This window comes from Pseudomonas tolaasii NCPPB 2192, assembly GCF_002813445.1.
In the GTDB taxonomy this organism is placed as follows: Bacteria; Pseudomonadota; Gammaproteobacteria; order Pseudomonadales; family Pseudomonadaceae; genus Aquipseudomonas; species Aquipseudomonas tolaasii.
In genome coordinates, this window is the sequence record NZ_PHHD01000001.1 from 2,909,473 (window position 1) to 2,928,437 (window position 18,965).

Here is an 18,965-nt window from a genome sequence, read left to right on the forward strand (position 1 = left end):
TTCAAGTGGAAAAAACCGAGCAGGCGCTCGGGCGAGTAGTGTGCCGTATTCGCCGAAAATCGGCAAAAAAGCGGCTAAATAAACTTGAGTTGAAGCTTTTTGAGCCTGTCATATACTCGGCAGTTCAATGCGACTGACTCAACAATAAAAAGCATGTGGGAGCAAAACAGATGGCAACGCGCGAAACCGGCAATGTGAAGTGGTTCAACGATGCAAAGGGCTACGGGTTTATTCAGCGCGATGACGGCAAGGATGTGTTTGTGCACTACCGCGCCATTCGCGGTGAAGGCCACCGCTCTTTGGCTGAGGGCCAGCAGGTGGAATACGCCGTGGTGACCGGCGAGAAGGGTTTGCAGGCGGAGGATGTGGTGGGTCTGTAAGGTCGGATCGGCCTTGAACGGGTAAACAGATCAATGTGGGAGTTGGCTTGTGTGGGAGCCGGGCTTGCCCGCGATGCATGCGCCTCGGTCTGTCAGGCAGACCAGAGTGATGCTATCGCAGGCAAGCCAGCTCCCACACAAGCCAGCTCCCACATTGATTGGGTTTGCAGCTTTAAGTCAGGCCGTTTTCCAGGTGATCTGCTCTTCACCGTCTGCGCTGATGCGAATCCAGGTGTCGGCGCTTTCCTCACCTTCTTCCTCAACCCAGGTGCCCGGTGCGCAGCGCACTTCCACGTTCAGCGCGGCAAAGGCGGCGCGGGCGCAGGCGATGTCGTCGTCCCATGGGGTCTGGTCGCTTTCCAGGTACAGGCTGTTCCATTTGCCTACGGCTTTGGGCAGCCAGGTGACGGGCACGTTGCCGGCCTTGCACTTGTAGGTCTGGCCCTTCTGCACCCAGTCACTGCACGGGCCCAGGGCGGCGCCGAGCCAGGCGGCGATGGCCTTGTGGTCGACGTCGGCGTCCTTCAGGTAAATCTCGATATCAGGTTGGCGCATGGATGTTCCTCGTTGCGGGATTCGAAAATCCATTCGCGGATGCTTAAAAGTCGGTTATTGAAGCACGAAATAATCGTAACGCATCGACACAGTCACCTTCAGCGGCTCGGCCGCCTCGATCACTTGCGCGCGACGCTCGGCGCTGGCCCGCCAGCCGTGGGGTGTCATGGCCAACAGGTTGGCGCGGTCCCCGGGTTCGGTGAGGCTCAGGGTGAACTCCAGCACTTCGCTGTGTGCCAGGCTCATGCCGTCCGGCACCAGAGCCAAATGCTTGTCGTCGGTGTACTCGCGCACTTCGTCGTACAGACGCTCGCGCAATTCCATCAGGTGGCCACTGGTCGGGCCTACCTTCATCAAGCCGCCGCCGGGGCTGAGCAAGCGTTTGGCCTCTGCCCAGTCCAGCGGGCTGAACACGCTGGCGAGGAATTGGCAGCTGCCTGAGGCCAATGGCACGCGGGCCATGCTGGCGATCAACCAGGTCAGCGCCGGGTTGCGTTTGCACGCGCGCTTGACCGCTTCCTTGGAAATATCCAGCGCGTAGCCATCGGCGTGGGGCAGGGCGTCGGCGATTTGCGCGGTGTAGTAACCCTCGCCACAGCCGATGTCCACCCAGCGCGCCGGGGCACGTTCGCCCGCCAGTTCTGCCAGGCGTTTGGCGACCGGGGCGTAGTGCCCGGCGTTGAGGAACTCGCGGCGCGCCTCGACCATGGCGAGGTTGTCGCCCGGGTCGCGGCTGTTCTTGTGCTGCACCGGCAACAGGTTCAGGTAACCCTGGCGCGCGCGGTCGAAACGGTGCCCGGCCGGGCACGCCACGCCATTGTCCACTGCGTTGAGCGGTTCACTGCAAAGGGGACAAGCGAGCATCAGGCGAGCAACTTGATCAAGGTCTGGTAGTAGATTTCGGTCAGCACATCGAGGTCGCTGGCGAGAATGCGCTCGTTAACCTGATGGATCGTCGCGTTGACCGGGCCCAGCTCGACCACTTGGGTGCCGAGGGTGGCAATGAAGCGCCCGTCGGAAGTGCCGCCACTGGTGGACGCCTGGGTCTCACGGCCGGTAATCGCCTTGATGCTGGCCGAGACGGCATCGAGCAATGCGCCAGGCTCGGTGAGAAACGGCAGGCCCGACAGCGCCCACTCCACATGCCAGTCCAGGCCGTGCTTGTCGAGGATCTGCGCGACGCGCTGTTGCAGGCCTTCCACGGTGGATTCGGTGGAAAAACGGAAGTTGAACACCGCCGTCAGGTCGCCGGGAATGACGTTGGTGGCGCCGGTGCCGGAATTGAGGTTGGAGATCTGGAAGCTGGTCGGCGGGAAAAACGCGTTGCCGTCATCCCAATGCTCGGCGGCGAGTTCCGCCAGGGCCGGGGCAGCCAGGTGGATCGGGTTCTTCGCCAGGTGCGGGTAGGCCACGTGGCCTTGCACACCGCGCACCGTCAGGGTGGCGCCGAGGGAGCCGCGACGGCCGTTCTTGACCACATCGCCCACCAGGCTGGTGCTCGACGGCTCGCCGACGATGCACCAGTCCAGACGTTCCTTGCGCGCAGCCAGGCGTTCGATCACCGCTTTGGTGCCGTGGTGCGCCGGGCCTTCTTCATCGCTGGTGATCAGGAAGGCCACCGAGCCTTTGTGGTCCGGGTAGTCGGTGACGAAACGCTCCGACGCCACCAGCATGGCCGCCAGGCTGCCTTTCATGTCCGCCGCGCCACGCCCGCAGAGCATGCCGTTTTCGTCGATCAGTGCGTCGAACGGGTCGTTCTGCCAGGCGCCCACCGGGCCGGTTGGCACCACGTCGGTGTGGCCGGCGAAGCACAGCACCGGGCCTTCGTGCTTGCCGTGGGTGGCCCAGAAGTTGTCCACGTCCTCGATGCGCATCGGCTCAAGCTGGAAACCGGCGTCGCCCAGGCGCTGCATCATCAGCTTCTGGCAGTCGGCATCGATCGGCGTCACCGAAGGACGACGAATCAGGTCGATAGCGAGTTGGAGGGTCGGCGAAAGGTCGGCGTGGGCCGTCATGGGAAAACTCCGGGAAGCGTGTGAGGGGCGCAGGACGAATGTGGACTCTAAAGTGGTGCAGATCCAATGTGGGAGCTGGCCTGCTTCACATGAAGCCTTGGCGCAGGCCAAGTCTTGCAAAACGGCCGTTATCTTATAGCAAAACGGCGGCCAGAGGCCGCCGTTTAGTGCATTGCGCACGTTTTTACACCACGGGAGCTGGCTCCGGCGCCACTGCCGGTTTCGGCAGCGAAGACAGGAACGCCATGATCAGCGCCGCCACGTACGGCAGCGACTGCACCAGCAGCATGACCACCCAGAAACGCATGTCATTGCTCGGCAGGCCCTGCACCAGGTAAATCCCCAGCGCCGCGCCCCACAACAGCAGCATGATGAACATTTCTTCGCGGGCTTCGGAAATCGCTACCCAGAAGCCGTGGTTATCCGCGTTTTTCGGTGTACGAAAGAACGGAATACTGGTGGTGAAGAATCCGTACAGTACCGCCTTGGCGATGGTGTGCGACAACGCCAGCCCGGCCAGTGCCGCACAGAACGCATCCTTCAAGTTCACGCCGACGGCGCGGCGGTACAGGAAGATGATCTTGCCCACCTTGAACACGAACAGCGCCAACGGCGGGATCGCGAAAATCAGCAGCGGCGGGTCAACCCGTGTCGGCACGATGATCATCGCCGCCGACCACAACAGCGCGCCGACGGTGAAGAAGATGTTCATGCCATCCGCCACCCACGGCAGCCAGCCTGCGAGGAAGTGGTAGCGCTGGCCACGGGTCAGCTCGGTGTCCTTGCCGCGCAACAGGCTGGCGGTGTGACGCTTGATAATCTGAATCGCCCCGTAGGCCCAGCGGAACCGCTGTTTCTTGAAGTCGATAAAGGTATCCGGCATCAGGCCCTTGCCGTAGCTGTCGTGGTAGTACGCCGCCGACAGGCCTTTCTCGAACACACGCAGGCCCAGTTCGGCGTCTTCGCAGATGCACCAGTCGGCCCAGCCCAGTTCTTCGAGCACCGAGCGACGGGTCATGGTCATGGTGCCGTGCTGGATGATCGCGTCACGGTCGTTGCGGGTGACCATGCCGATATGGAAGAAGCCTTTGTATTCCGCGTAGCAGAGCTTCTTGAAGGTGCTTTCGTTCTGGTCGCGGTAGTCCTGCGGTGACTGCACCACGGCGATTTTCGGGTCGGCGAAGTGCGGCACCATGTGCTTGAGCCAGTTGGGCGACACGCAGTAGTCCGAGTCGATCACCGCGATCACTTCGGCGTCCTTGGCAGTGTGCGGAATCAGGTAATTCAGCGCGCCACCCTTGAAACCGGCCAGGGGCGAAACGTGGAAAAACTTGAAGCGCGGGCCGAGGGTTTCGCAGTAGTCGCGCACCGGCTCCCAAACGGCCGGGTCTTTGGTGTTGTTGTCGATGATCAGGACTTCATAGTCCGGGTAGTCGAGAGCGGCCAGGGCGTCGAGAGTCTGTTTGACCATCTCCGGCGGCTCGTTGTAGCACGGCACGTGGATCGAGACTTTCGGGCGGTAGTCCGAATCCCCTTCAACCGGCAGGAATTCCCGTCGACGCTTGTGGGTCCACACCGCTTCGGCGAGTTCGTGGGCTTCGGTGAGCAGCACGATAAACACGCCCAGCGCACCGAGAGCGAGCAAGATACCGACGGTCACGCTGAACCAGGTGCTGTATTGCTGGCTGTAGTCGTAGCCGATCCACACCAACACCGAACCACACAGAAACGCGATAAAGGTCAGGAAGGTGCGGCCACGCTGGCGCAGGGCCGAGCCGTCGATCATCAGCAACGTCAGCGACAGCAGTGCCAGCACCACCGAACCGATAGCCAACACGCGCCATTGCGGGATCGCGACCACAGGGCCTTCAAAGTTGAATTTCTGCTGGCGCGCGGCGTTGTACACGCCCCAGTAAGCGCCCGCCGAGCCTTCGTCACTGACTTTCCACGGCTGATCGAACGCCTCGATCACAAAGTAGTTGTAGCCCTGGCGGTTCAGCTTGTTCACCAGCGTACGCAAGTAAATCGCCTGGTCGGCCGGGGAGGTTTCATTGCCACCGCGCATGCGGCCGTTGCTCGGCCAGCCCACTTCAGACAGCAGCAGCGGCTTTTTCGGGAACAGTTTTTTCAGGTCGCGGGCACGGTCAAGTACGTACTGGCCGGCCTTGTCCATCGGGATGAATTCCCAGAACGGCAGGATATGCGCCGCGATCAGGTCGACGTGCTTGGCCAGTTGCGGGTTCTTTTCCCAGATGTGCCATTGCTCGGAGGTGGTTACCGGCACCTTCACGGCAGCGCGCACGCGGTCGAGCAGTACAATCAATGCTTCGGGGGTGATTTCTTCCCGGAACAACGCTTCGTTACCGACCACTACCCGCACTACGCTGCGCGAGCTGTTGGCGATTTCGATGGCGCGCTGGATTTCACGCTCGTTGCGCTCAAGGTCCGGGCTGATCCAGATCCCGAGCGTCACGCGCAGGCCGAATTCTTCCGCCAGCTTGGGGATGTCGCCCAGGGTGCCGTCGACCGAGTAAGTACGGATGTTGTCCGTCAGCTTGCTCATGATCGCCAGGTCCTGGCGCATCTGGTCGTCGGTGGGGTACTGGTCTTTCTGCGGGAACTGGCCTTGCTGGAACGGCGAGTAGGAGAACCCGGAGATCTGTTCAGGCCAGTTGGGGGTGGTGACGGGGCGGTTGATCAGCGCCCAGAAGCCGGTGAACAGCGCGGCAATTGCCAGCACGATCACCAGGTTGAGTCCAAATTTACGCGATGCCATGGCTATTTCGGGTTCCAAAGGGTGTGGAACGAAAAGAGGTGTCGGCCTGCGCCGAACGGCGCGCATCCTACACCGGCCCTTCCCTGAGCGTACAGCAGACAGAGAAAAGCCGGACGTTAGTCCGCGAAACCCCATCTAAGTTCTTTACTTGTAGCTTGTCGCTTCGAACTTGTCGCTGTGTAGTCCATAATGCGCGCCGGTTTTTGGGGTATTGGTCATGAGTACAGAAGATCCACGGTTTGCAGGCGTCGCCCGCTTGTATGGCATTGAAGGCCTGGAACGTTTGAAAGCGGCCCATGTGGCGATCGTCGGCGTCGGCGGCGTGGGCTCGTGGGCGGCGGAAGCCATGGCCCGTTGCGGGGTGGGTGAAATTTCGCTGTTTGACCTGGACGACGTGTGCGTCAGCAACAGCAACCGCCAGTTGCACGCGCTGGACAGCACCGTGGGCAAGCCCAAGGTCGAAGTGATGGCCGAACGCCTGCGCGGCATCAACCCGGATTGCACGGTGCACGCGGTGGCGGATTTCGTGACGCGCGACACCATGGCCGAATACATCACGCCGAACATCGACTGCGTGATCGACTGCATCGATGCCGTCAACGCCAAGGCCGCGTTGATTGCCTGGTGCAAGCGCCGCAAGATCCAGATCATCACCACCGGCGGCGCGGGCGGGCAGATCGATCCGACGCTGATCCAGGTGTGTGACCTGAACCGCACCTTCAACGACCCACTGGCCTCGAAAGTGCGCTCCACTCTTCGCCGCGACTACGGTTTCTCGCGCACAGTGACCCGGCATTACAGCGTGCCGTGCGTGTTTTCCACCGAGCAGCTGCGCTACCCGAAACCGGACGGCAGCATTTGTTTGCAGAAGAGTTTTGTCGGCGATGGCGTGAAGCTGGACTGTGCGGGCGGGTTTGGCGCGGTGATGATGGTGACCGCCACCTTCGGCATGGTCGCGGCGACCAAGGCGGTGGACAAGATTGTGGCCGGGGTGCGCAGGCCTTCTGAGCGAACCAAACCCGCATAGATTTCGCTGCCCTGCACAGATTCAAAATGTGGGAGCTGGCTTGTGTGGGAGCTGGCTTGCCTGCGATGCAGGCACCTCGGTCTATCCAGTAAGACTGCGGTGATGCTATCGCAGGCAAGCCAGCTCCCACATTTAGTTTTGTGTAAGGCTCAACGCTCGCATGCGCTGCAGGACAGCGTTAAGGCCATTGCTGCGGGACGGTGACAGTTGGCGGGACAATCCCAGCTGGTTGAACCAGTCTGGCAAGTCGACAGCTTGCAACTCGGCGGCAGACAGCCCGTTCACCCGTGCCAGCAGCAACGCCACCAGCCCGCGAATCATCCTTGCATCACTGCTGGCGGCAAACTGCCAGTGACCATTCTCTAGACGGCCCACCAACCACACCAGACTTTCGCAGCCCTGCACCAGGTTGGCGTCGACCTTTTCCGCATCCGCCAGGGCGGGCAGCCGCTCGCCCCATTGCATCAGCATGCGCGCGCGTTGCTCCCAACTGCCCACCGCCTGAAAAGCCTCGAGTGCGGCGACGGCATCCAGCGGCACACTCATCGCAACATATCCAGCGCTTGGTCGAGCGCTTCGAAAAAGCGTTCCAGGTCATCTGAATCGTTGTAGAGCGCCAGCGACACGCGAATGGCCCCCGACAATTGCATCGCCTTGAACAGCGGCATTGCGCAATGATGCCCGGCGCGTACGGCGATGCCTTGCTCGGTCAGCAGGTGTGCGAGGTCAGCGTTGTGCACGCCTTCAACCACAAAGCTGGCCAGCGCCACCTGCGGTGAGCCCAGCACCTGCACGCCATTGCGCGCCCTGAGCCCGCGTAATAAATAGTCATGCAGCGCCGCTTCATGGGCGACCACCGCCTGCGGGTCCAGCGAACTCAGGTAATCCAGGCTGGCACCCAGGCCGATGACGCCGGCAATCGGCGGCGTGCCCGCTTCAAAACCCAGGGGGGCAGGGCGAAAGCTGGCGCTCTGATAGTCGGCCTGTTGCACCATTTCGCCGCCAAACTGCCAGTGGCGCAGGTGGTGCAGGGCTTCGTGACGGCCATACAGCACGCCCACGCCGTCCGGGCCGTAGAGTTTGTGGCTGGAAAATACGTAGAAATCGCAGCCCAAAGCCTGCACATCGTGGCGACCGTGGACGATGCCTTGGGCGCCATCCGCCACCGTCAAGGCGCCGTGAGCCCTGGCTTGAGTGATCAGCGCTTCCAGCGGTTGCCAGGCGCCGAGCACGTTGGACAGCTGGCTCACCGCCAGCAGACGGGTACGCGGGCCGATCAGTTCGGCGGCGGCCTGCAGGTCAATCACACCGTCTGCGCCGAGGGGCAATATCACCAGCTCCAGCGCGCGGCGTTTGGCCAGTTGCTGCCAGGGCAGCAGGTTGGCGTGGTGTTCGAGGGCGCTGATGACAATCTCATCGCCCGCATTGAATAAGTGCTCCAGGCCATAAGCCAGGAGGTTCAGCGCAGAGGTTGCGCCATGGGTAAACACGATGTGCCCGCTGTCACCTGCGTTCAACCACTGCGCGACCTTGCTGCGGCTGTCTTCAAACGCCTGAGTCGCGTGTGCCCCCGGCAAATGCTGGGCACGGTGCACATTGGCTGCGCCATTGGCGTAGTAATGGCTGATGGCATCCAACAAGGCCTGGGGTTTTTGGGTGGTGGCGGCGCTGTCCAGATAGATCTGGTCTTGCCGTTGCAGGGTGGCGATGGCCGGAAAGTCGGCGCGCCAGGGGGAGGGCACAAGCATGGTATTCAAGACTCGTATGAGCGAGCCCCGGAATCAGGGCCCGCCAGTGGCATCGAGTGGCTGCTTAGTTGTGAGCGTGCAGCGCTTCGTTCAGTTCGATCGCCGATTTGTGGGTTTTGCACTCCACGGCGCCGGTCTCGGAATTGCGGCGGAACAGCAGGTCCGGCTGGCCAGCCAGCTCGCGCGCCTTGACCACTTTGACCAGTTGGTTCTGCTCGTCCAGCAGCGCCACCTTGGTGCCGGCCGTCACGTACAGGCCAGACTCCACGGTGTTGCGGTCGCCCAACGGGATACCGATCCCGGCGTTGGCGCCGATCAGGCAGCCTTCGCCCACTTTGATCACGATGTTGCCGCCGCCCGACAGGGTGCCCATGGTGGAGCAGCCGCCGCCCAGGTCCGAGCCTTTGCCGACGAACACGCCAGCCGATACACGACCTTCGATCATGCCCGGGCCTTCGGTGCCGGCGTTGAAGTTGACGAAACCTTCGTGCATCACGGTGGTGCCTTCGCCCACATAGGCGCCCAGACGCAGACGCGCGGCGTCAGCGATACGCACGCCGGCCGGAATCACGTAGTCGGTCATTTTCGGGAATTTGTCCACCGAGAACACTTCCAGCAGCTCGCCACGCAGGCGCGCTTCCAGCTGGCGTTCGGCCAGCTCGCTGATGTCGATCGCGCCCTGGCTGGTCCAGGCCACGTTCGGCAGTTGCGGGAATACACCGGCCAGGCTCAGGCCATGGGGCTTGACCAGGCGGTGGGACAGCAGGTGCAGCTTGAGGTAGGCCTCGGGCGTGGAGGTCAGTGCGGCGTCTTCGGCCAGCAGGGTGGCGACCAGCGGCGTGTGGCTTTCAGCCAGGCGGTTGAGCAGCGCGGCTTGGGTGGCGTCGACATTCTTGAGCGCATCAGCCAGCTGCAGTGCCTGGCTAATGGTGAACGTGATGGCCTGGTTACCTTCGGTGTAACCCAGGATCGGCGCGATGGCGGCAACGATTTCGGCCGACGGGTTGAGCAACGGTTGTGCGTAAAACACTTCCAGCCAAGCACCTTGGCGGTTCTGAGTGCCGACGCCGAAGCCCAGGCTGAACAGGGAATTGGACATGCTGTTACCTCTAAAAAAGAAAGGGCTGGCCTACTTGAGGGCCGCCGAATAACTATCTGGCTTGAAGCCAATCAGGGTTCTGTCACCGAGATCGAGCACCGGGCGCTTGATCATCGAGGGTTGTGCGAGCATCAATTCAATGGCTTTCGACTGATCGAGATCGGCTTTGCGTTCGTCTTCGAGTTTGCGAAAGGTGGTGCCCGCACGGTTCAAAACCACCTGCCAACCGTGCTCGTCACACCATTGGGTCAAGTGTTCGCGGTCGATACCGGCCGTTTTGTAGTCGTGGAATTCATAGCTGACGCCGTGCTCATCGAGCCAGGTGCGCGCCTTTTTCATGGTGTCGCAGGCTTTGATGCCGAAAAGGTGCAACGTTTTGCTTGAAGCGGTCAAGGAATTGCCCCCTTTGAGCGTGTGAAAACGGAAGATCACGGATTATGCCACGACCAGCGGCTTTGGGTGCCGCTCGTCATGCTTGTCGATGGCCGGGTGCGACTTTTGTGCAAAAGCCATCGCGCAGCACAGGTGAGTAACATAGCCGGGTAATGTGGCACTTCAACGGCCAGTTGTTGCCTGATGTGTGTCGTAGCAAGTCGATTGTCCGGGAAACCCGCTTTATGCAAACCGCTTACACCGTTCTTATCCTGCTGATGCTGGTCAGCGTTTCGCGTCTGGTCGGGCGTGTTGTTCCGCTGCCGTTGCCCCTGGTGCAAATTGCCGCCGGTGCCTTGCTGGCCTGGCCCACACTGGGGCTGCATGTGGCATTGGACCCGGAGTTGTTCCTGTTTTTGTTTCTGCCGCCGCTGTTGTTTTCGGATGGTTGGCGCATGCCCAAGCGAGAGTTGTGGCGGCTGCGCGGGCCGATCCTCACGCTGGCGGTCGGCCTGGTGCTCTTTACTGTGGTGGGCGCCGGTTACTTCATTCACTGGATTTTGCCCACGATCCCGCTGCCGGTGGCCTTCGCGCTGGCGGCCGTGTTGTCGCCGACGGATGCCGTGGCGGTGTCGGCCATTTCCCAAAACCGCCTGCCAAAGCCGTTGATGCATATGTTGCAGGGCGAGGCGTTGATGAATGACGCGTCGGGCCTGGTGACCTTCAAGTTCGCCCTGGCCGCGGCCCTGACCGGGATATTTTCCCTGACGGACGCCAGCCTGACCTTTGTACTGGTAGCGGTCGGCGGCCTGGCAGTTGGCGTGGCGTTGAGCTGGCTGGTCGGGCGCCTGCGCGCGTGGATGATCGCCCGCGGCTGGGACGACCCGGCCACCCACGTGGTGTTCATGTTGTTGCTGCCGTTCGCCGCCTACGTGCTGGCTGAACGCCTGGGCGCCTCCGGCATTCTTTCTGCAGTGGCGGCGGGCATGATGCAAAGCTGGCTGGACCTGCTGCCGCGCCAGACCAGCACACGCTTGCTCAACCGCAGTGTTTGGTCGTTGCTGGAGTTTGCTTTCAACGGGCTGATCTTCCTGCTGTTGGGGCTGCAATTGCCCGACATCATCAAGGCGGTGGTGAGCCATGAGCCGACCTTGTGGCCAACCCTGTTGTACCGCTGCCTCGATGTGATCGCGATTTTCGTGGTGTTGGTGGTGTTGCGTTTTATCTGGGTGCAAAGCATCTGGCGGCTGTCGGGGCTGTTACGTCGGCTACGTGGGAAAAGTGAGCTGACGCTGGTGCCCACCGCGCGGTCCTGCCTGTTGTTGACCGTGGGTGGCGTGCGCGGTGCGGTGACGCTGGCGGGTGTGATGTCGGTGCCTTTGCTGCTGGCGCCGGGGCAGGATTTTCCCGAGCGTGACCTGCTGATCTTTATCGCCGCCGGAGTGATTCTGCTGTCACTGGTCGCTGCGTGCATTGCCTTGCCGCTGCTGTTGCGCGGGATCGAACAAAGCCCGGATGAAAAGCGCCATAACGAGGTGCGTGAGGCGTGGAAGAAGACTGCTGTGGCCGCCATTCATGCCCTTGAAGCTGAAGAGCCTGCCGAAACCGAAACGCAGGACGCCGCGCAAGCCGCGCTGGCCACCGAGCTCAAGGCACGGTTGATGTCGGAATATCGCCATCAGTTGGAAGTGTTCAATGACTCGGCCGAAGCCCAGGCGCTGGCGCAGCAGATGGACCTGCTTGAGCGCAAGCTGCGCCTCAAAGCCCTGCGTGCGCAGCGCCTGGAGTTGTACAGTTTGAGCCGTCATCACCAGATCGGTGATGACGTATTGCGCGAAGTGCTGGCGGATCTGGATATGAGTGAGGCGAATCTGGGTCACGTAAAGTGACCCGCACAGCGCTTAGCGGCGACGCTGAATGAAATCGCGAATCCGCTCGGCGGCTTCCACACATTCCGCCAGCGGCGCAACCAGCGCCAAACGCACGCGACCGGCGCCGGGGTTGAAACCGTCCACTTCACGGGACAGGTACGAACCCGGCACCACGGTCACGTATTCTTCTTCGAACAAGTCGCGGCAAAACGCGGCATCGTCACCTTCGACGTTTGGCCACAGGTAGAATCCGCCATCCGGCGCCTGTACATCCAGCACTGGCTTGAGGATGGCCAACACGGCGTCGAATTTTTCCCGGTACAGATCACGGTTGGCCAGTACGTGGGCTTCGTCTTTCCAGGCTGCAATGCTGGCCAGCTGGGTTTGCACCGGCATCGCGCAGCCGTGGTAGGTGCGGTACAGCAGGAAGGCCTTGAGGATCTCGGCATCACCCGCCACGAAACCGGAACGCAGGCCCGGCAGGTTCGAGCGCTTGGACAGGCTGTGGAACACCACGCAACGCTTGAAGTCATGGCGGCCCAGTTCGACGCAGGCGCTCAGCAAGCCCGGTGGCGGGGTTTGTTCGTCGAAGTACAGCTCGCTGTAGCACTCGTCGGCGGCGATGACGAAGTCGTATTCGTCGGCCAGCGCGATGAGTTTTTTCAATGTTTCGACAGGGATCAGTGCGCCGGTCGGGTTGCCGGGGGAGCACAGGAACAGGATCTGGCAGCGTTTCCAGATGTCCGGCGTCACGGCGTCGAAGTCCGGGTTGAAGCCGTTGGCGTCCAGGCATGGCAGGTAATGCGGCTTGGCGCCGGCCAGGAAAGCTGCGCCTTCGTAGATCTGGTAGAACGGGTTCGGGCTGACTACCAGCGCATCGTCGCCACGGTTGACTACGGTCTGGGTGAAGGCGAACAGTGCTTCGCGGGTGCCGTTGACCGGCAGGATATTGCGCGCCGGATCCAGCCAGCCTTTGGGCACATTGAAGCGGCGTTCGCACCAGGCGCCGATGGCCTCGCGCAGGGCTGGAATGCCCAGCGTGGTCGGGTATACGGCCATTTGGTCGAGGTTGTCAGCCAGGGCCTTGGCGACGAACTCCGGGGATTTGTGCTTTGGCTCGCCGATGGACAAGGCAATCGGGCGCTTGTCCGGGTTTGGCGTGACGCTGCCGAGCAGGGCACGCAGTTTCTCGAACGGGTAGGGCTGCAACTGGTTCAGGGCGTTGTTCATGTAAGCCTCTATCACGGTGAACACAGACCTGTGGGAGCTGGCTTGCCTGCGATGGCATCGCCGCGGTGTACCTGCCGGACCGTGGCGCCCGCATCGCAGGCCAGCCAGCTCCCACAGGGGTTGTGTTTACACAGTTAAATAATCAAATGGTCAGGCGCGTGAGTTCGACGCCGGGTTCCTGGGTCACACTCAGCTGCTGCACGATGGCTTCCTGCAAACGCAGGCACAGCTCAGGGTCGGACAGTGGCTGGTTGTCGGCGTCGGTGATGAAGAACACGTCTTCCACGCGTTCGCCGAGGGTCGCAATCTTGGCGTTCTGCAATGACAGGTCGAACTCCAGGAAGATCCCGCCGACGCGGGCCAGCAGGCCCGGACGGTCCGGGGCACTGAGTTCCAGCACGGTCACCGGGCGCTGGGCGTCATTGGAAATGGTCACCTGGGGCGCAAACGCAAAGTGTTTGAGTTGGCGCGGTACCCGGCGCTGGATGATGGTCGGGTAGTCGTCAGGGTTGCGCAGGGCCTCGGTAAGGCCTTCGCGGATTTTCTTCACGCGTACCGGGTTGTCACCGATCGAGTCGCCGTCGGTGTCGAGCACGATGTAGGTGTCGAGGGTGAACTGGCTGCTGGAGGTGATGACCCGCGCGTCATGAATGTTCAGGTTGAGCTGGTCCATGGCTGCCACGGTCACGGCGAAGAAATCGTGCTGGTCGGGCGCGTAGATGAAGATCTGCGTGCCGCCTTCGAATTCGCGCTGGGTGGTTTCCTTGATCAGCACCAGCGGGCCGCCGTCGGTGGGCTGCTGCAGGATCGCGTCACTGTGCCAGGCCACGTCGCCGGCAGTGTGGCGCAGGAAATAGTCGTCGCCCAATTGGGACCAGAGTTGTTCTACGTCGTCCGGGTCATTGCCGCCGCGTACGAGAATGTCCAGCGCCGCGCTTTGGGTGCGGCGGATCTGCTCTTCGCGATCCACCGGGTTTTCCAGGCCGCGGCGCAAGGCCCGCTTGGTCTCGGTGTAGAGCTGGCGCAACAGGCTGGCGCGCCACGAGTTCCACAGGGTGGGGTTGGTGGCGTTGATGTCGGAGACGGTCAGCACGTACAGGTAGTCGAGACGGGTTTCGTCGCCGACGATACCGGCGAAGTCGTGAATCACCTGCGGGTCGGACAAGTCCTTGCGCTGGGCGGTCGTGGACATCACCAGGTGGTTCTGCACCAGCCACACGATCAGGCGACTGTCCCACAGGGGCAACTGGTGGCGCTGGCAAAAGGCTTCAGCATCGACCGCCCCAACTTCCGAGTGGTCGCCATGCCGGCCTTTGCCGATGTCGTGATAGAGGCCGGCCAGGTAGATCAGCTCCGGCTTGGGCAGCTTGGCCATCAGCTTGCTGGCCAGCGGGAATTTCTCCGACACCTGGGTGTACTGCAACTTGCGCAGGTGTTTGATCAAATTCAGGGTGTGGGCGTCCACGGTATAGATGTGGAACAGGTCGTGCTGCATCTGCCCGACGATAAAGCCGAATTCCGGCAGGTAGCGCCCGAGGATGCCGTAACGGTTCATGCGCCGCAGGTTGCGGTGGATGCCGATCTTGCACTTAAACAGCTCGATGAACAGGCTGGTGTTGCGGATATCGTTGCGAAAGTCGTCGTCGATCAGGTGACGGTTTTCCCGCAACAGGCGAATGGTGTCGGCGCGCACGCCTTTGATTTCGGGCTGCTGGGCCATCAGCACGAAGATTTCCAGCATCGCGAACGGCGTGCGTTTGAACACGTTGTCGTTGCGCGCTTCGATATAGCCGTCGTGCAGTTGAAAGCGCGAGTTGATCGGCTGCGGTGGCGCTTCATCTTCGGGGGCGAGAATCACCTCTTCGAAGTGCTGGATGATCAGGTCGCTGAGCTGGGCAATACTCATGACCACCCGGTAATACTGCTGCATGAAGCTTTCGATGCTGGTTTTTGCGTCCTCGCCCTCAAAGCCCAGCAGGGTGGCGATCGAGCGCTGGTGATCGAACAGCAGGCGGTCTTCGGAGCGCCCGGCGAGCATGTGCAGGGCGTAACGCACTTTCCACAGGAATTCCTGGGAGGAGGCCAGCAGGGTGTTTTCGCTCTCTACCAGAAAGCCCTCGCCGGCCAGGGCGCGCAGGTTCAGGGTGCCGTACTGGCGGCGCGCTACCCACAAAATGGTCTGGATATCCCGCAGGCCGCCGGGCGAGCCTTTGACGTTGGGTTCCAGGTTGTATTCGGTGTCGTTGTACTTGTGGTGCCTGGCCTTCTGCTCGGCGCGCTTGGCCAGGAAAAAGTCCTTGCTCGGCCACATGTGTGCCGTGCTGGTGACTTCGAGCATGCGCTGGCGCAAGCGTTCCGGACCGGCGATGGTGCGGCTTTCCATCAGGTTGGTGATGACGGTCAGGTCGGCACGGGCTTCTTCGGCGCATTCGTCCACCGAGCGCACGCTCTGGCCGACTTCCAGGCCGATGTCCCACAACAACGTGAGAAAACGCTCGATGGAATCGCGAAAGATCTCATGATCGGCACTGTCCAGCAGGATCAGCAGGTCGATGTCGGAGTAGGGGTGCAGTTCGCCGCGCCCGTAGCCACCGACTGCCACCAGGGCGATGTCCGCGTCTTCGCTCCAGTTGAACTGCTCCCAGGCCTTTTGCAGGATGTTGTCGACGAACCAGGCGCGGTCCTCGATCAGCCTGCGGATGTCCCGGCCGCTGCGAAAGCGCTCATCGAGCACCTCGCGGGCCTGGCGAATAGCCTTCTTGAAGGCGGCGATAGGGCTTGCCTTCAACGCCAGCTCGGCCTGGAACTGGCCACGGTCGAAGAGTTCGGGATCCACCTGGGGCATCGATCGGCTTTCCTTTCTATCTATAAGTCAGTCACAGGGTTGCGGGAAAACCGAAGCAATCATCACGCCGAAACGCGTGGAATCGTGTCGTCAGCGCGCAGGGTGAAGATCTCGTAGCCGGTTTCGGTGACCAGCAGGGTGTGTTCCCACTGGGCCGAAAGCTTGCGGTCCTTGGTGATGGCGGTCCAGCCGTCGCCCAGCACCTTGGTGTCGGCCTTGCCCTGGTTGATCATCGGTTCGATGGTAAAGGTCATGCCCGCCTTGAGCTCCATGCCGGTGCCGGCGCGGCCGTAATGCAGGATTTGTGGCTCTTCGTGGAACACGGTGCCGATGCCGTGGCCGCAGAATTCACGCACTACCGAGAAACCGTTCTTTTCGGCGTGTTTCTGGATCACTTCACCGATGTCACCCAGGCGGCAGCCGGGTTTGACGATTTCGATGGCCTTGTACATGCATTCCTGGGTCACCTGGGACAGGCGCTCGGCCCACACCGGCACGGTGCCGACGTGGAACATGCGGCTGGTGTCGCCGAAATAGCGGTCCTTGATCACGGTCACGTCGATGTTCAGGGTGTCGCCGTCCTTCAACGGTTTGTCGCCCGGAATCCCGTGGCAGACCACGTGGTTGACCGAGGTGCAGATCGACTTGGGGAAGCCCTTGTAATTCAGCGGCGCAGGGATGGCTTTTTGCACATTGACTATATAGTCGTGGCAAATCTGGTTCAGGGTGTCGGTGGTGACGCCTGGCTTGACGTGTTCGGCAATCATTTCCAGCACGTCCGCAGCCAGTTTGCCGGCGATGCGCATGCCGGCGATGTCTTCGGCGGTTTTCAAACTAACGGTCATACAGGCTCTCTCTAGCGCGACGCGCTGAAATCAATACGGTTTGCGGGCGTGCGACAAAAGGTTACAGAATTCGCACAAGCCCCAAAAAACGCGATTCTATCAGACGATGGCCTCAAATCATGAGCCTCTGATCATCGCTTCTCTCTATAAGGTAGGGGGTTGTGGGCTCTATTCAAGGGCTTGCGCGAAAGCGGTCGACGGCAGATGTGATTGCGGGTTTCGTTTTCGTCGATGCTGTGGTATAAAATGCGCCGCTTTCCGGGGATACCCCGCAAAGCTTAAATCCACACACGTGTCGACACGATGACCTGGGTGCCGGAGGCCTTGATGCCGCTGGTTGGTCATTGGGATACGTGGAGGCCAAACCCGACTTATTAAGGAACTATCATGTCCCAAGTCAACATGCGCGATATGCTGAAGGCCGGTGTGCACTTCGGTCACCAGACCCGTTACTGGAACCCGAAAATGGGTAAATACATTTTCGGCGCGCGTAACAAGATCCACATCATCAACCTTGAAAAAACCCTGCCAATGTTCAACGAAGCGCTGACTTTCGTAGAGCGTCTGGCCCAGGGCAAAAACAAGATTCTGTTCGTCGGCACCAAGCGTTCCGCTGGCAAGATCGTTGCTGAAGAAGCAGCACGTTGCGGTTCGCCGTACGTCGATCACCGCTGGTTGGGCGGCATGCTGACCAACTTCAAAACCATCCGTGCTTCCATCAAGCGTCTGCGTGACCTTGAAGTACAAGCCGAAGACGGTACTTTCGCCAAGCTGACCAAGAAAGAAGCGCTGATGCGCTCCCGTGACCTGGAAAAGCTCGATCGTTCCCTGGGTGGTATCAAGGACATGGGCGGTCTGCCTGACGCACTGTTCGTTATCGACGTTGATCACGAGCGCATCGCGATCACCGAAGCCAACAAGCTGGGCATTCCTGTTATCGGCGTAGTCGATACCAACAGCAGCCCGGAAGGCGTTGACTACATCATCCCAGGCAACGATGACGCAATCCGCGCTATCCAGCTGTACATGGGTTCGATGGCTGACGCTGTAATCCGTGGTCGCAACCACGTTGCTGGTGGTACCGAGCAGTTCGTTGAAGAAGCTCCGGTAGCTGCCGCTGAGTAATTAGCGCCCTGGCGTTGACTCAGTAAGCAAAAAGGGGGCTTGGCCCCCTTTTTGCCACCTCGAAAACCATTTGTCGGCAGCGCAGCTACAACATTTGTAACGTGCAGCGGCCTACAAGGGTGATTCGGGAAGAATTGATCGCCCGTTTGATCGGGTGGAATGGTTGAAAACCTATCCAAGAGGATTTTGAAATGGCAGAGATTACTGCAGCGTTGGTTAAAGAACTGCGTGAGCGTACCGGCGAAGGCATGATGGATTGCAAAAAGGCCTTGACCAAGGCCGGCGGCGACATCGAAAAAGCCATTGACGACATGCGTGCTTCGGGCGCCATCAAGGCCGCCAAGAAAGCAGGCAACGTAGCTGCCGAAGGCGCTATCGCTCTGAAAGAAGACGGTAAATCCGCTGTTCTGCTGGAAGTGAACTCGCAGACCGACTTCCTGGCTCTGCAGGACGACTTCAAAGCGTTCGTTGCTGCCAGCGTTGAAAAAGCATTCGCTGACAAGCTGACCACCGTTGAGCCTCTGATCGAAGCTCAAGAAGCTGCTCGCCTGGTACTGGTCGGCAAGGTTGGCGAAAACGTCAACATCCGTCGCCTGGCCCGCGTTGAAGGTGACGTGGTTGGCGGTTACCTGCACGGCAACAAAATCGGTGTAGCGGTTGTTCTGAAAGGCGGCGACGTTGAGCTGGCCAAAGACATCGCTATGCACGTTGCTGCAAGCAACCCTGAGTTCCTGCTGCCTTCGGAAGTTTCGGCCGAAGCGATCGAGCGTGAAAAGGCTGTGTTCCTGCAGCTGAACGAAGAAAAAATCAAAGGCAAGCCAGAAAACATTGTTGAGAACATGGTCAAAGGCCGTATCAGCAAGTTCCTGGCCGAAGCGAGCCTGGTTGAGCAGGCGTTCGTCAAGAACCCTGAAATCAAGGTTGGCGACCTGGCCAAGAAAGCCGGTGCCGAAATCGTTTCCTTCACTTACTTCAAAGTAGGCGAAGGCATCGAGAAGCCGGTCGACAACTTCGCTGAAGAAGTTGCTGCCCAGCTGGCTGCCGCCAAGCAATAAGACAGTTTTCAACTGTCGCCCG

16 protein-coding genes are annotated in these 18,965 nt (G+C 60.8%); 5 read left to right on the plus strand and 11 right to left on the minus strand.

The window, feature by feature from the left end:
* The first annotated feature begins 170 nt into the window (after nt 1–170).
* Complete coding sequence (locus ATI14_RS13485) at nt 171–380, plus strand: cold-shock protein (RefSeq protein WP_016974389.1); 210 nt, start codon at nt 171–173, stop codon at nt 378–380.
* A gap of 177 nt (nt 381–557) precedes the next feature.
* On the opposite strand, the gene ATI14_RS13490 is transcribed toward ATI14_RS13485, so the two are convergent.
* The 4 genes from ATI14_RS13490 to ATI14_RS13505 all read right to left on the minus strand — a co-directional run bounded on the left by ATI14_RS13490 (nt 558) and on the right by ATI14_RS13505 (nt 5,726).
* Nucleotides 558–935: a hypothetical protein gene (locus ATI14_RS13490; RefSeq protein WP_016974390.1), complete on the minus strand. Its 378-nt coding sequence runs from the start codon at nt 933–935 to the stop codon at nt 558–560.
* A gap of 54 nt (nt 936–989) precedes the next feature.
* Entirely contained in the window at nt 990–1,799 is an 810-nt protein-coding gene (locus tag ATI14_RS13495) for a putative RNA methyltransferase (protein ID WP_016974391.1), read from the minus strand.
* Nucleotides 1,799–2,950: a succinyl-diaminopimelate desuccinylase gene (dapE, locus tag ATI14_RS13500; RefSeq protein WP_016974392.1), complete on the minus strand. Its 1,152-nt coding sequence runs from the start codon at nt 2,948–2,950 to the stop codon at nt 1,799–1,801. Before dapE ends, ATI14_RS13495 begins: the two co-directional genes overlap by 1 nt.
* 184 nt (nt 2,951–3,134) lie before the next feature.
* On the minus strand, nt 3,135–5,726 hold the full coding sequence (locus tag ATI14_RS13505; protein ID WP_016974393.1) for a glycosyltransferase: 2,592 nt from the start codon (nt 5,724–5,726) through the stop codon (nt 3,135–3,137).
* A gap of 217 nt (nt 5,727–5,943) precedes the next feature.
* On the opposite strand from ATI14_RS13505, the gene tcdA reads away from it, so the two are divergent.
* Nucleotides 5,944–6,753, plus strand: coding sequence for a tRNA cyclic N6-threonylcarbamoyladenosine(37) synthase TcdA (gene tcdA / locus ATI14_RS13510; RefSeq protein WP_026083093.1), 810 nt, complete (start codon nt 5,944–5,946; stop codon nt 6,751–6,753).
* Between the two features lie 132 nt (nt 6,754–6,885).
* Here tcdA and ATI14_RS13515 read toward each other — a convergent pair whose 3' ends face one another.
* From ATI14_RS13515 to ATI14_RS13530, 4 genes are all read right to left on the minus strand, one after another.
* A complete protein-coding gene (locus ATI14_RS13515; protein ID WP_016974395.1) occupies nt 6,886–7,299 on the minus strand; it encodes a SufE family protein in 414 nt (137 codons plus the stop codon).
* Entirely contained in the window at nt 7,296–8,501 is a 1,206-nt protein-coding gene (locus tag ATI14_RS13520; RefSeq protein ID WP_016974396.1) for an aminotransferase class V-fold PLP-dependent enzyme, read from the minus strand. The genes ATI14_RS13515 and ATI14_RS13520 overlap by 4 nt, the downstream gene beginning before the upstream one ends.
* Nucleotides 8,502–8,565: 64 nt before the next feature.
* Nucleotides 8,566–9,600 carry a 2,3,4,5-tetrahydropyridine-2,6-dicarboxylate N-succinyltransferase gene (gene dapD / locus ATI14_RS13525; protein WP_080519829.1) on the minus strand — a complete coding sequence of 345 codons (1,035 nt, stop codon included), beginning with the start codon at nt 9,598–9,600 and terminating at the stop codon, nt 8,566–8,568.
* A 30-nt stretch (nt 9,601–9,630) separates the two neighbouring features.
* Nucleotides 9,631–9,939, minus strand: a complete 309-nt coding sequence (locus tag ATI14_RS13530; protein WP_231124426.1) for an arsenate reductase — start codon at nt 9,937–9,939, stop codon at nt 9,631–9,633.
* Nucleotides 9,940–10,217: 278 nt separating this feature from the next.
* Between ATI14_RS13530 and ATI14_RS13535 the strand changes: the two genes are divergently transcribed.
* Nucleotides 10,218–11,861, plus strand: coding sequence for a Na+/H+ antiporter (locus tag ATI14_RS13535; RefSeq protein WP_080520755.1), 1,644 nt, complete (start codon nt 10,218–10,220; stop codon nt 11,859–11,861).
* Between the two features lie 12 nt (nt 11,862–11,873).
* Here the strand turns inward: ATI14_RS13535 and dapC are convergent, their stop codons facing one another.
* The 3 genes from dapC to map all read right to left on the minus strand — a co-directional run bounded on the left by dapC (nt 11,874) and on the right by map (nt 16,763).
* Complete coding sequence (dapC, locus tag ATI14_RS13540; RefSeq protein ID WP_016974400.1) at nt 11,874–13,073, minus strand: succinyldiaminopimelate transaminase; 1,200 nt, start codon at nt 13,071–13,073, stop codon at nt 11,874–11,876.
* A gap of 142 nt (nt 13,074–13,215) precedes the next feature.
* Entirely contained in the window at nt 13,216–15,918 is a 2,703-nt protein-coding gene (locus ATI14_RS13545; protein ID WP_016974401.1) for a [protein-PII] uridylyltransferase, read from the minus strand.
* A 62-nt stretch (nt 15,919–15,980) separates the two neighbouring features.
* Nucleotides 15,981–16,763 (minus strand): type I methionyl aminopeptidase, encoded by a 783-nt coding sequence (map, locus tag ATI14_RS13550; protein WP_016974402.1) that lies wholly within the window; start codon nt 16,761–16,763, stop codon nt 15,981–15,983.
* Nucleotides 16,764–17,150: 387 nt separating this feature from the next.
* Here map and rpsB point away from each other — a divergent pair, with 387 nt between their 5' ends.
* Both rpsB and tsf read left to right on the plus strand, forming a co-directional pair.
* A complete protein-coding gene (rpsB, locus tag ATI14_RS13555; protein WP_003189158.1) occupies nt 17,151–17,888 on the plus strand; it encodes a 30S ribosomal protein S2 in 738 nt (245 codons plus the stop codon).
* Between the two features lie 191 nt (nt 17,889–18,079).
* Complete coding sequence (gene tsf, locus ATI14_RS13560; protein ID WP_016974403.1) at nt 18,080–18,943, plus strand: translation elongation factor Ts; 864 nt, start codon at nt 18,080–18,082, stop codon at nt 18,941–18,943.
* Nucleotides 18,944–18,965: the final 22 nt, after the last annotated feature.

Bases quoted from the DNA above. Each gene is read 5' to 3' on its own strand.
- ATI14_RS13485 (WP_016974389.1), top strand. From the start codon at position 171: ATGGCAACGCGCGAAACCGGCAATGTGAAGTGGTTCAACGATGCAAAG.
- ATI14_RS13490 (WP_016974390.1), bottom strand. From the start codon at position 935: ATGCGCCAACCTGATATCGAGATTTACCTGAAGGACGCCGACGTCGAC.
- ATI14_RS13495 (WP_016974391.1), bottom strand. From the start codon at position 1,799: ATGCTCGCTTGTCCCCTTTGCAGTGAACCGCTCAACGCAGTGGACAAT.
- dapE (WP_016974392.1), bottom strand. From the start codon at position 2,950: ATGACGGCCCACGCCGACCTTTCGCCGACCCTCCAACTCGCTATCGAC.
- ATI14_RS13505 (WP_016974393.1), bottom strand. From the start codon at position 5,726: ATGGCATCGCGTAAATTTGGACTCAACCTGGTGATCGTGCTGGCAATT.
- tcdA (WP_026083093.1), top strand. From the start codon at position 5,944: ATGAGTACAGAAGATCCACGGTTTGCAGGCGTCGCCCGCTTGTATGGC.
- ATI14_RS13515 (WP_016974395.1), bottom strand. From the start codon at position 7,299: ATGAGTGTGCCGCTGGATGCCGTCGCCGCACTCGAGGCTTTTCAGGCG.
- ATI14_RS13520 (WP_016974396.1), bottom strand. From the start codon at position 8,501: ATGCTTGTGCCCTCCCCCTGGCGCGCCGACTTTCCGGCCATCGCCACC.
- dapD (WP_080519829.1), bottom strand. From the start codon at position 9,600: ATGTCCAATTCCCTGTTCAGCCTGGGCTTCGGCGTCGGCACTCAGAAC.
- ATI14_RS13530 (WP_231124426.1), bottom strand. From the start codon at position 9,939: ATGAAAAAGGCGCGCACCTGGCTCGATGAGCACGGCGTCAGCTATGAA.
- ATI14_RS13535 (WP_080520755.1), top strand. From the start codon at position 10,218: ATGCAAACCGCTTACACCGTTCTTATCCTGCTGATGCTGGTCAGCGTT.
- dapC (WP_016974400.1), bottom strand. From the start codon at position 13,073: ATGAACAACGCCCTGAACCAGTTGCAGCCCTACCCGTTCGAGAAACTG.
- ATI14_RS13545 (WP_016974401.1), bottom strand. From the start codon at position 15,918: ATGCCCCAGGTGGATCCCGAACTCTTCGACCGTGGCCAGTTCCAGGCC.
- map (WP_016974402.1), bottom strand. From the start codon at position 16,763: ATGACCGTTAGTTTGAAAACCGCCGAAGACATCGCCGGCATGCGCATC.
- rpsB (WP_003189158.1), top strand. From the start codon at position 17,151: ATGTCCCAAGTCAACATGCGCGATATGCTGAAGGCCGGTGTGCACTTC.
- tsf (WP_016974403.1), top strand. From the start codon at position 18,080: ATGGCAGAGATTACTGCAGCGTTGGTTAAAGAACTGCGTGAGCGTACC.